The sequence below is a fragment of the Rubrivivax gelatinosus genome, from assembly GCF_016583785.1.
Taxonomy (GTDB): domain Bacteria; phylum Pseudomonadota; class Gammaproteobacteria; order Burkholderiales; family Burkholderiaceae_C; genus Rubrivivax; species Rubrivivax gelatinosus_B.
Genome location: NZ_NRRU01000018.1, coordinates 23,880 through 35,679, shown reverse-complemented (window position 1 = coordinate 35,679; position 11,800 = coordinate 23,880). Strand labels below are relative to the sequence as shown.

At 72.2% G+C, this 11,800-nt stretch carries 6 protein-coding genes; 3 read left to right on the top strand and 3 right to left on the bottom strand.

What is annotated here, in order from left to right; all coding sequences use genetic code 11:
• Positions 1-6 precede the first annotated feature (6 nt).
• On the bottom strand, positions 7-3,648 hold the full coding sequence (locus CKO43_RS06745) for a PAS domain S-box protein (RefSeq protein WP_242481079.1): 3,642 nt from the start codon (positions 3,646-3,648) through the stop codon (positions 7-9).
• 290 nt (positions 3,649-3,938) lie between these two features.
• Here CKO43_RS06745 and CKO43_RS06740 point away from each other — a divergent pair, with 290 nt between their 5' ends.
• Complete coding sequence (locus CKO43_RS06740) at positions 3,939-4,916, top strand: GMP reductase (RefSeq protein ID WP_200226396.1); 978 nt, start codon at positions 3,939-3,941, stop codon at positions 4,914-4,916.
• A complete protein-coding gene (locus tag CKO43_RS06735) occupies positions 4,913-6,529 on the top strand; it encodes a tetratricopeptide repeat-containing diguanylate cyclase (protein ID WP_346728216.1) in 1,617 nt (538 codons plus the stop codon). The genes CKO43_RS06740 and CKO43_RS06735 overlap by 4 nt, the downstream gene beginning before the upstream one ends.
• A gap of 17 nt (positions 6,530-6,546) precedes the next feature.
• On the opposite strand, the gene CKO43_RS06730 is transcribed toward CKO43_RS06735, so the two are convergent.
• Positions 6,547-7,905 carry a S41 family peptidase gene (locus tag CKO43_RS06730; protein ID WP_200378217.1) on the bottom strand — a complete coding sequence of 453 codons (1,359 nt, stop codon included), beginning with the start codon at positions 7,903-7,905 and terminating at the stop codon, positions 6,547-6,549.
• Positions 7,906-8,007: 102 nt separating this feature from the next.
• Here CKO43_RS06730 and CKO43_RS06725 point away from each other — a divergent pair, with 102 nt between their 5' ends.
• On the top strand, positions 8,008-10,842 hold the full coding sequence (locus tag CKO43_RS06725; protein WP_200378216.1) for a valine--tRNA ligase: 2,835 nt from the start codon (positions 8,008-8,010) through the stop codon (positions 10,840-10,842).
• Here CKO43_RS06725 and CKO43_RS06720 read toward each other — a convergent pair.
• A complete protein-coding gene (locus tag CKO43_RS06720; RefSeq protein ID WP_200378215.1) occupies positions 10,784-11,758 on the bottom strand; it encodes an NAD(P)-dependent oxidoreductase in 975 nt (324 codons plus the stop codon). The two genes, CKO43_RS06725 and CKO43_RS06720, sit on opposite strands and share 59 nt — an antisense overlap.
• Positions 11,759-11,800: the final 42 nt, after the last annotated feature.

The following is an 11,800-nucleotide window of genomic DNA, read 5'->3' as shown; positions in this document are numbered from 1 at the left end:
CCGATTCTAGGAGCCGGCCTGAGCCGCCAGCAGCGCGGCCACCACCGGCACCAGGCGCTCGTGGCTCTCCTCCTTGGGCACGACGAAACGCACGCCGGCGGCGGCGGCGCGGGCGCGCAGCGCGTCGTCGACGAAACCCGAGCTCAGCACCACCGGCAGCGCCGGCGCCAGCGCCGCGATGCGGCGCGCCAGGTCCAGGCCCGAGGCGTCGGGCATGTTGTAGTCGGTGACGACGATGTCGAAGTCGGACGCCGCCGCCTGCAGCAGCGCCAGCGCCTCGGCGCCGCCGCTGCAGACCCGCACCCGCAGGCCGGCGCGGCGCAGCAGCTGGCCGTGGACCTCGGCCACGCTGGCGTCGTCGTCGACCAGCAGCACGCGGCCGCCACGCAACGGGGCCGCCGGAGCCGGCGGCGCACCGGCGGCCACGGCCGGTGCCGGCGCGGGCGGCTCGGGCGAGCGCAGGTAGACGTGGAAGCTGCTGCCGGCACCCGGCGTGCTGTCGACCCGGATCACGCCGTCGTGCGCCTGCACGATGCCGTGCACCACCGACAGCCCCAGGCCGGTGCCCTTGCCGACCTCCTTGGTGGTGAAGAACGGGTCGAATATGCGCGAGCGCAGCTCCGGCGCGATGCCGCTGCCGTCGTCGCGCACCCACAGGTGCGCCACCGCGGCGCCGGCCAGCGCCGGCTCGCCGAGCCCGTCGGCCGCGGCCGGGTCCAGGCGCTCGAGGCCGAACTCGACGTGGCCGCCCGACTCGGGCAGCGCATGCCAGGCGTTGGTCGCCAGGTTCATCAGCACCTGCTGCAGCTGGGTCGCGTCGACCTCGACGCACACCGGCTGCGCCGGCAGCCGCGCGTCCAGGCGCACGCCGGCTGGCACCATCGCGCGCAGCAGGTCCAGCGTCTCCTCGACGATGGCGGCGGCCGGCTGCAGCGCGCGGCTGCCGCTCTCGCCGCGGCTGAACTCGAGGATCTTGCGCACCAGCGCCACCGCACGCAGCCCGGCATGCATCGCCTGCTCGAGGTGCTCGTGCACCGGGCGGCCGGCGGCGGCGTCCTCCCGCGCCAGCGTCAGCCGGCCGAGGATGCCGGCGAGGATGTTGTTGAAGTCGTGGGCGATGCCGCCGGCCAGCGTGCCGATGGCCTCGAGCTTTTGCGCCTCGCGCTTGCGGCGCTCGAAACGGTCGGCCTCGCGGCGTGCGGTCATGTCGGCGAAGGTGACGACGACCGACTCGATCCGGCCGTCATCCCCGGTCAGCGGCACCGCATTGCACAGCGCCCACACCGTGCCGCCTTCGGGACGCTGCACGCCGACGACGAGGTCGGCGATGCGGCGCTGCTCGCGCCGGGCACGCGCCGCAGGGTAGCGCTCGGGCGCCAGCGGCATGTCGTCCTCGTCGACGAGGTTCCAGGACCCGGCTTCGTCGCACGCGCGCAGCGCCTCGAGGTCCTGCATGCCGAGCAGCCGCAGCGCCGCCGGGTTGGCGTCGCGCACCGCCAGGTCGGCGCCGTACACGACGACGCCGGTCATCAGGTTCTCGAGCAGCACGCGCAGCCGGCGCTCGCCGGCACGCAGCGCCTCCTCGGCGCGCTTGAGGTCGCCGATGTCGAAGGTGATCGCGAAGTGGCCGCGCACCGTGCCGTCGGCATCGCGGTCGGGCAGCAGCGTGACCAGTGCCTGGCGCACGACGCCGTCGACCGTCGTCAGCGGCACGTCGAAGCGCACCGTCTCGCCGCCGCGCACGCGCTGCAGATAGGTGTGGACTCGCTCGTGCAGCGGCGCGCCGATGATCTCGGCGATGCCACGGCCGACCATCGCCGCCGGGTCGGCGCCGAACCACTCGCGGTAGGCGGCGTTGGCGAACAGGTAGCGGCCCTGCAGGTCCAGGCGCGAGACCGGCCCGGGCAGCGCGTCGGTGATGCCGGCCAGCAGGCGCTCGCGCTCGCGCAGCGCCTGGCGCGCGACATAACGTTCGGTGACGTCGCTGAAGACCAGCACGACACCGTCGACGCTGCCGTCGGCGCCCGGGATCGGCGCCGCGCTGTCCTCGATGTACAGGCGGCGGCCGTCGCGCGCGATCAGCGCCGTGTCGTTGGCCAGCTCGACGATGCGGCCGGTGGCGAGCACGGTCTCGGCCGGGTTGGCCACCGGCTCGCCGCTGGTCTGGTTGAAGATGCGCAGCACCTCGGCCAGCGGCCGGCCGAAGGCCTCGGCGTCGGTCCAGCCGGTGAGGCGCTCGGCGGTGGTGTTCAGCCGCGTGATGCAGGCCCGACGGTCGGTGACGATGACACCGTCGCCGATCGACTGCAGCGTGATCGCCAGCCGCCGCTCGCTGCGTTCCAGCGCCTGGCGCTCGAGCATGCGTGCGTTGATGTCCAGCAGCGTGCCGGCCATGCGCAGCGGGCTGCCGTCGGCGGCGCGCTCGAGCACCTTGCCCCGGTCCAGCACCCAGACCCAGCGGCCGTCGGCATGGCGCAGCCGGTAGATGGCCTCGTAGGCTTCGTTGCCGCCGGCCAGGTGCAGGTCCTCGGCGGCGAGCACACGCTCGCGGTCCTCGGGGTGCAGGCGCTCGAGCCAGGCCGCACGCATGTCCTGGCCGGTACGCGGCGCCAGCCCCAGGATCTCGCACCAGCGGGCGTTGACGGTGCCGCCGCCGCGCACGAAGTCGTTGTCCCAGAGCCCGAGGTCGGCGCCGCGCAGCGCCAGCGCCAGGCGTTCGGACTGCTCGCGCTGGCTCTCGCTGGCGGCACGCTGGCGCCGGTGCATCAGCGCCAGGCCCACAGCGCTGATGGCCGACAGCAGCACGAAGAGCACGGTCGCGATGAAGGTCTGGCGCTTCCAGTCGCGCAGCACCGCCTCAACGCTGCGATTGGTACCGAACACCAGCTCGCCGTCCATCGGCACCAGCGGCGCGCGCAGCGTCGTGATCGCGAACAGGCGCTCGTCGCCCGACAGCGCGCTCAGCCCGCGCTGCACGCTGGTCTCGAGCCCGCTGGCGCGGTGGTTCATGAAAGGCTGGCTGCTGCGCGAGAGGTCGATCGCCGCCGAGCCCGGCCGCACCGGCTCGGACATCAGCACCCGGCCGCTGCCGTGCGACAGCGACACCAGCATGTCCGGCGCATAACGCACGGCGGCGAGCACGACACGTGCGTATTCGGTGTCGAGCGCGGCGCCGAGCCAGCCGCCGTCGTCCAGCGGCAGCAGCATCAGCAGGCGCCAGCTGTCCGGGCGCTCGCGGTCGGGCGCGAGCAGCAGGTGCAGCCGGTCGCGCGCGCGCACCGCCGGCAGCCCGCCGAACGCAGCCGGTTGCGACCCGGGCCGCCCGGCCGCGATCACCCGGCCGTCGGCATCGACCCGGAACACGTCGTCGACGCCGAGCATGGCTTCACCGACGGCGCTGAGCGGCAGCTGGATGGCGGCGGGACGCGCCGGCGCCATGCCGGCACGCAGCGCCGCCAGCACCGACTGGGTCGACTGGATCTGCTGCGCGAGCACGGAACGCACCGCGGTGGCCTGGCCGGCCAGACGCGCGGTCTCGGTCGCGAGCAGATCGTCGCGCGCCCGGAACCGCACCAGCGCGAGCGTCAGGCCGACGACCAGCAGCAGCACGGCAAGAGCCAACCGCTCCTGGTGATGTCGCGGTCCCAACGGGTCTCTGCGGCTCTTGTTGGCCATGAAAACGGGGCGGTCTGTCTCGGCCTTCTGTGCTGCCAGCGTAGCACGCGGACCTGCCGCCGACGCGCCGGCCGTACGCGCCCGCGCACCGGCCCGCGGCACGACGCCAAGGGGGACAAGTGCCGCGCCCCGGTCGCTGCGTAGAATCGGTCACCGGACTCGAAAACTGTGTCCGGCCAGAAAGCCGCCCCGTCGGGGCCGCCCGTAGCCGGCGTCCACGCAGCCGGGTCCATCGCCTCTCACGGTTTGCGAAAGCCCCGGCCATGGAAATCTTCGACTACGACAACATCCTGCTGCTGCCGCGCAAGTGCCGCGTGCAAAGCCGCAGCGAGTGCGACACCTCCATCACCTTCGGCGCCCGCCGCTTCACGCTGCCGGTGGTGCCGGCGAACATGAAGACGGTGATCGACGAGCCCATCGCCGAGATGCTGGCCGCCGGCGGCCACTTCTACGTGATGCACCGCTTCGACCTGGACGGCGTCGCTTTCGCCCGGCGCATGCGCGACAAGGGCCTGTTCGTCTCGATCAGCTCGGGCGTCAAGCCGCAGGACCACGAGACGATAGACCGGCTCGCGGCCGACGGCGTCGGGGCCGACTACATCACGATCGACATCGCCCACGGCCACGCCGACAGCGTGCGCGAGACCATCGAGCACATCAAGAAGCGCCTGCCGCAGGCCTTCGTCATCGCCGGCAACGTCGCCACGCCCGAGGCCGTCATCGACCTCGAGAACTGGGGCGCCGACGCGACCAAGGTCGGCGTCGGCCCGGGCAAGGTCTGCATCACCAAGCTGAAGACCGGCTTCGGCACCGGCGGCTGGCAGCTGTCGGCGCTGAAGTGGTGCGCGCGCGTCGCGACCAAGCCGATCATCGCCGACGGCGGCATCCGCCACCACGGCGACATCGCCAAGAGCGTGCGCTTCGGCGCCGCGATGGTGATGGTCGGCTCGCTGTTCGCCGGCCACGAGGAGAGCCCGGGCCAGACCGTCGAGGTCGACGGCAAGCGCTACAAGGAGTACTACGGCTCGGCCAGCGACTTCAACAAGGGCGAGTACAAACACGTCGAGGGCAAGCGCATCCTCGAGCCGATCAAGGGCCGGCTGGGCGACACGCTGCGCGAGATGCGCGAGGACCTGCAGAGCTCGATCAGCTACGCCGGCGGGCGCGCGCTGGCCGACCTGAAGAAGGTCAACTACGTGATCCTCGGCGGCGAGAACGCCGGCGAACACCTGTTCATGTGAACACGCTGTCCGGCCCCGACGCCCCGACCGCGGACGCTGCCGCCGACGAAGCGGCGGCGGCCGAGGGCGAGCGGCTGCTCGACCAGGCCGAGACGCACTACTACACCCGCCCCGGCGAGGCCCTGCGCCTGGCCGAACAGGCGCTGGCGGGTGGCGCGCTGGGAATGCGGGGGCTGGCGCGCGCGCGCCGCGTGCGCGGCGTCGCGCTCGCGTTCTGCGGCCGCCACGCCGACGCGCTGGCCGAACTGGAAGCCGCGCTCGAACTCGTGGCCGAGGACGACCTGCTGCCGCGCTGCAAGGCGCTGCGGGCGCTGGCCATCGCCGCCGAGGAAGCCGGCGCGCTGGACACGGCGCTGGACTGGGGCGTGCGCGCGGCCGAGGTCGCACGCGCGCTCGGCGACCCGGTGCAGCTGGGCAACACGCTGCTGAGCATCGCCGTCGTGCGCTCGCGCAGCGGCGAGCCCGAGGCCGGGCTGCAGCAGTACCACGAGGTGCTCGCGCTCTACGAGCAGGCCGGCGAGCAGGCGGGCTGCGCCAATGTGCTCAACAACATGGGCATCAACTGCAAGAACCTGGGCCGCCACGCCCAGGCGCTCGAGTACCTGGACCGTGCGATCGCCATCGGCGAGACCGAAGCCGCCGCCGCCGGCGCCTGCATCATCGCGGCGCTGAACCGGGTCGAGCCGCTGGTGGCACTCGGCCGCCGCGACGAGGCGCTGGCGACGCTGCGCCAGGCGATCGAGCGCACCGTCGGCACCGGCTACCGCAGCGCCGAGTGCCACGGCCACGTGCTGCTGGGCGAACTGCTCGCTGCCGCCGGCGACGATGCGGCAGCGCTGGCGGCGCTGGAACGTGCGGTCGACCTCGCCACCCGGCTCGGCGGCCGCAACCACGTCGCGCGTGCGCACAAGGCGCTGTGGGCGCTGCACAAGGCCGCGGGCCGCTTCGAGGCCGCGCTCGTCCACCACGAAGCCTTCCACGAGGCCGAACGCTCCCAGTTCAACGCCGAGTCCGACCGCAAGCTGCGTTCGCTGCAGGTGCGTTTCGACCTCGCGCGTGCACAGCACGACGCGGCGATGGCACGCATGGAGTCGGCGCGGCTCACGGCGCAGACCCGCACCGACGCGCTCACCGGCGTCGCCAACCGGCGCCATCTCGAGGAACGGCTGCGCGACGAATACGCGCGCGCGCTGCGCAACGGCCACCCGCTGGCGGTGGCGATGATCGACATCGACGACTTCAAGCGCATCAACGACCGCTACGGCCACGCCACCGGCGACGTCGTGCTGCGCGAGGTCGCATCGCTGCTGCGCCGCCACTGCCGCGACATCGACCTCGTCGCGCGCTACGGCGGCGAGGAGTTCTGCGTCGTCTTCGTCGAAGCCGCCGCCGACGACGCGCTGCGCGTCTGCGAGGCGATGCGCGCCGCGGTCGAGGCCCACGGCTGGCCGGCGATCGCGCCCGGGCTGCAGGTCACGCTGTCGCTCGGCCTGGCCGAACGCGACGGCGCCGACGGCCGTCAGGCGCTGGTGGCCGCCGCCGACGCCCGGCTCTACGAAGCCAAGCGCCACGGCAAGAACCGCGTCGTGCCCGAGGTCCGGCCGGCGGCCTGAACCGCCCGCCGGGCGCTTCAGCGCGCGATCATGCCGCGGCGTTCACCGGGTTCCGGTTTCCGCCAGCCGCTGCGCGGCACGGACAGCGCGCGCACGCCGGCCACGGCCGGGCAGGCACCGCTGTCGGCGTAGTTCGCCGCGGCGGCCAGCAGCGGCTCGCTGGCGGCACCCAGCGGCTGGGTGAAGTCCTCGGCGACGGCACAGGTCGGCGCGAAGCCGTCGAAGTAGCGGCCCTCGTAGCGCGCGTTCACCGACTCGAAGTTGACGACGCTGTAGGTGCGGCCGCAGCCGTCGTCCTGGGGCAGGAACCCCACCGGCTTGCCGCAGCTGGTGTCGCCGATCGCGATGACCTCGACGCCGACGCCGCGCAGCCCGTTGATGACCTGCTCGCTGGCCGAGCAGGTGCGCGGGCCGACGAGCACGAAGACGCGCGCGACACCGGCTGCCGACGCCGGGCTCTGGAAGCGGAAGCTCTGGTTCTGGTCGCTGTGGCGGTCGTTGTAGAGCAGCGAGGCGAAGGTCTGCCCCGACTTGGCGCTGCCGGCGACGTAGGAGCCGACCGTCGTCGCCACCGACACCAGGCCGCCGCCGTTGTAGCGCAGGTCGAGCACGACCTCGTCGACGCCGGCGCTGGCGAAACCGGCGAAGGCCTGCGCCAGCGGCGTGCCCACCTGCGAGATCATGTCCTTGACGACGACGTAGCCGAGCTTGCGGCCGCCGGCGGTGGTGACGACGCTGCTCGTCGGCACCGGCGTCAGCGCGTATTCGGTGGCGGTGACGGTCACCGTGCGCGTGGCGCCGTCGCGGCGCAGCACCAGCGTCATCGTCTGGCCGGCGTTGGCGGCGGTCAGCACCGAAAAGCTGCCGTCGTTGATCAACGCGGCGGCAGCGACGCCGTTGATCGAGACGATCTCGTCGCCGCGCACGACCCAGCGGGCGGCGGCGTCGGACTGGGGCTCGACGGCGCGCACGTACAGCGGCTGATCGGGAGCGCCCTCGACCTCGAAGCCGGCGACCGAGACGCCGTAGCCCAGCGTGCGGCCTTCGCCGTAGAAGCGGTTGAAGTCCTCGGTGCTGTCGAAGTAGCTCCAGCGGTCGGCGGGGAAGTCGGCGCTGGTGCCGGTGTAGAGCAGTGCGTCGAAGTAGCTGTCCAGGCTGGCATAGCCCGACGGGTCGGGGCGCGGCGAGATCCGGTACCAGAAGTACCAGTCGGCCATGTAGTCGCGCAGCCAGACCTGGCGCGAGGCCACGCTGCAGTCTGCGGCGCCGCCGCCCTCGTCGTCGCCGCTGCCACCGCAGGCGGCGAGCACGACGGGCAGCAAGACGAGGGCGGCGCGGCGCAGGGCACGCGCCAGAGGCGAGGCGGTCAAGGTCATGGGGCGGTCTCCCGGCCGGGGGTGGCAACCTACAATCCCGATCTTCTCCGATTCGTCTGCCGGGTGTGCCTCACGGGCGCACGCAGATCCCCCACGCGCCTCATGTCCGAACTCGCCAAGTCCTTCGAACCTGCCGCCATCGAAGCCCGCTGGGCCCCGGTCTGGGAGTCCAGCGGCGCGCACGCGCCGACGCTGGACGTTGCCAAGGCCTCGTTCTGCATCCAGCTGCCGCCGCCCAACGTCACCGGCACGCTGCACATGGGGCACGCGTTCAACCAGACGATCATGGACTCGCTGACGCGCTACCACCGGATGCGCGGCGACAACACGCTCTGGGTGCCCGGCACCGACCACGCCGGCATCGCCACGCAGATCGTCGTCGAGCGCCAGCTGCAGGAAGCCGGCCAGTCGCGCCACGAACTCGGCCGCAAGAACTTCGTCGCCCGCGTCTGGGACTGGAAGAAGAGCTCGGGCGCGACGATCACGCGCCAGATGCGCCGCCTGGGCGACAGCGTCAGCTGGGACCACGAGTACTTCACGATGGACGACAAGCTCTCGCGCGTCGTCACCGAGACCTTCGTGCGCCTTTATGACGAAGGCCTGATCTACCGCGGCCAGCGCCTGGTCAGCTGGGACCCGGTGCTGCAGTCGGCGGTCTCGGACCTGGAAGTCGCCAGCGAAGAGGAAGACGGTTTCCTCTGGCACATCCGCTACCCGCTGGAAGACGGCTCGGGCAGCCTGGTCGTCGCGACGACGCGGCCCGAGACCATGCTCGGCGACACCGCGGTGATGGTGCACCCGGAGGACGAGCGCTACACGGCGCTGATCGGCAAGCGCGTCAAGCTGCCGCTCGCCGAACGCACGATTCCCGTCATCGCCGACGCCTACGTCGACCGCGAGTTCGGCACCGGCGTCGTCAAGGTGACGCCGGCGCACGACGCCAACGACTACGCCGTCGGCCAGCGCCACGGCCTGCCCTCGATCGGCGTGCTGACGCTCCAGGCGACGATCAACGACAACGCCCCCGAGGCCTACCGCGGCCTGGACCGCTTCGAGGCGCGCAAACGCATCGTCGCCGACCTCGACGCGCTCGGCCTGCTGGTCGAGACCAAGAAGCACCGCCTGATGGTGCCGCGCTGCGAACGCACCGGCCAGATCGTCGAGCCGATGCTGACCGACCAGTGGTTCGTCGCCGTCAACAAGCCCGGCGCCGACGGCAAGAGCATCGCCGCCAAGGCGATCGACGCCGTGTCCTCGGGCCAGGTGCGTTTCGTGCCGGAACAGTGGGTCAACACCTACAACCACTGGATGAACAACATCCAGGACTGGTGCATCAGCCGCCAGCTCTGGTGGGGCCACCAGATCCCGGCCTGGTACGGCACGGGCGGCGAACTCTTCGTTGCACGCAGCGAGGACGAAGCGCGCGCGCGCGCCGCAGCCGCCGGCTACACCGGTGAACTGAAGCGCGACGAAGACGTGCTCGACACCTGGTACTCGTCGGCGCTGGTGCCGTTCTCGACGCTGGGCTGGCCCGAGAAGACCGTCGAGCAGGACCTGTTCCTGCCGTCGTCGGTGCTCGTGACCGGCTTCGACATCATCTTCTTCTGGGTCGCCCGGATGATCATGATGACGACGCACTTCACCGGCAAGGTGCCGTTCCGCGACGTCTACATCCACGGCCTGGTGCGCGACGCGCAGGGCAAGAAGATGAGCAAGAGCGAAGGCAACGTGCTCGACCCGGTCGACCTGATCGACGGCATCGAGCTGCCGGCGCTGCTGGACAAACGCACCACCGGCCTGCGCCGCCCCGAGACCGCGCCGCGCGTGCGCAAGGAGACCGAGAAGGAGTTCCCGGCCGGCATCCCCGGCTTCGGCGCCGACGCGCTGCGTTTCACGATGGCGAGCTACGCCAGCCTGGGGCGCAACATCAACTTCGACTCCAAGCGCTGCGAGGGTTACCGCAACTTCTGCAACAAGCTCTGGAACGCCACGCGTTTCGTGCTGATGAACTGCGAAGGCCAGGACTGCGGCCTGGACGCCGCCGCCGATGCCGCCTGTGCCAGCGGCGACTGCAGCACGCACATGGTGTTCTCGCCGGCCGACCGCTGGATCACGAGCCAGCTGCAGCGTGTCGAGCAGGCCGTCGCCCAGGGCTTCGCCGAGTACCGGCTGGACAACGTCGCGAACACGATCTACGCCTTCGTCTGGGACGAGTACTGCGACTGGTACCTCGAGATCGCCAAGGTGCAGATCGCCCAGGGCGACGCGGCCGCGCAGCGCGCGACGCGGCGCACGCTGATCCGCGTGCTCGAGACCGTGCTGCGCCTGCTGCACCCGCTCGCGCCCTTCATCACCGCCGAACTCTGGGAGACGGTGGCGCCGGTGGCCCGGCGCAAGGTCGCCGAGACCATCGTCACCGCGCCCTACCCGGTCGCGCAGCCGGAGAAGATCGACGCCGCCGCCGAGGACTGGGTCGGCCGGCTCAAGGCCGTGGTCGGTGTCGTGCGCAACCTGCGCAGCGAGATGAACCTGTCAGCTTCGGAACGCGTGCCGCTCATCGCCTTCGGCGACGCCGCTTTCGTCGAGCAGGCCGCGCCGCTGCTGAAGGCTCTGGCGCGCGTGGCCGAGGTGCGCGCCCCGGCCGACGACGCCGCCTTCGCCGCCGCGACCCAGACCGCGCCGGTGGCGCTGGGCGGCGGGCTGCGGCTGGCGCTGCACGTCGAGATCGACGTCGAGGCCGAACTCGCGCGCCTGGGCAAGGAGATCGCGCGCCTGGAAGGCGAGATCACGAAGGCGCGCGCCAAGCTCGCCAACGAGAGCTTCGTCGCGCGCGCGCCGGCAGCCGTGGTGCAGCAGGAGCAGGCGCGGCTGGACGGCTTCACGCAAGCTCTGGATCGCCTCCAGGACCAAAGAGCGCGCTTGGCACCGTCTCGGTGAACGCGGCGTCGGCGGGCGGCGCGCCGAGCAGCGCGTCCAGCCGGCGCACCAGCGCCCAGGCGCCGCGCGCACGCGACTCGCGTGTCGACGGCGCCAGCCGCGGCGTCACGTGCAGCGTGTCGATGCCGCACAGCGCACGCCCGGGGTCCAGCCAGCCGGGCTCGATGCGGTCGAACCAGGCCGCTGCGAGGCGCCCGCTGCCGAGCGCGGCAGCCAGCGCCTCCTCGTCGAAGACCGAGGACGGCGACAGGCAGACCAGCACCTGGTCGGCCTTGCAGGCTTCGAGCAGGCGTTCGCCCAGCAGGCCGTGGTAACGCGAGTAGTAGGCCAGCAGCACGACGACGACGTCGCAGGACTCGAAGAGTTCAGCCAGCGGCACCGGGCGGATGCCGGTCTGGCGCCAGCCGCTGTCCGAGGCGTGCAGCGCCGGGTCGTAGCCGACGACCCGGGCGCCGAACCCGCCGGCCAGCTGCGCCAGCAGCCGGGCCGTCGGCGACATGCCGACGATGCCCACGGTCGATGCCGACAGCTCGCGCCCGACGTAGACGCCCTCGCCTTCGTGCACCGGCACGCGGCGCAGCAGCTGCAGCATCGCGGCGGTCGCGAACTCGGCTTCGGCCACGGCACCGGCTCCGGCCGGCTGCACCACGGCGATGCCGGCACTTTCGCAAGCGAGCAGGTCGATGTTGCCGGGCCCGCCCTCGAGCCGGCAGACGGCGCGCAGCGCCGGTGCCGCGAGCAGCATGCGCGCATCCAGCCGCATCGTCGGCGGCACGACGATGCCACGCGCGTTCGCCAGCAGCGCCTCGAAACGGCGCGGGTCGCTCGCGAGGCTGGGGTCGACGTGGATGGCACGCCGCTTGCCGAGCCAGTCGAGCGCACGCGGTTCCAGCGGCTCGACGATCAGCACTTCCATGCGGAAACAGGCACTGACATCACGCCATCTGACGCATGGGAT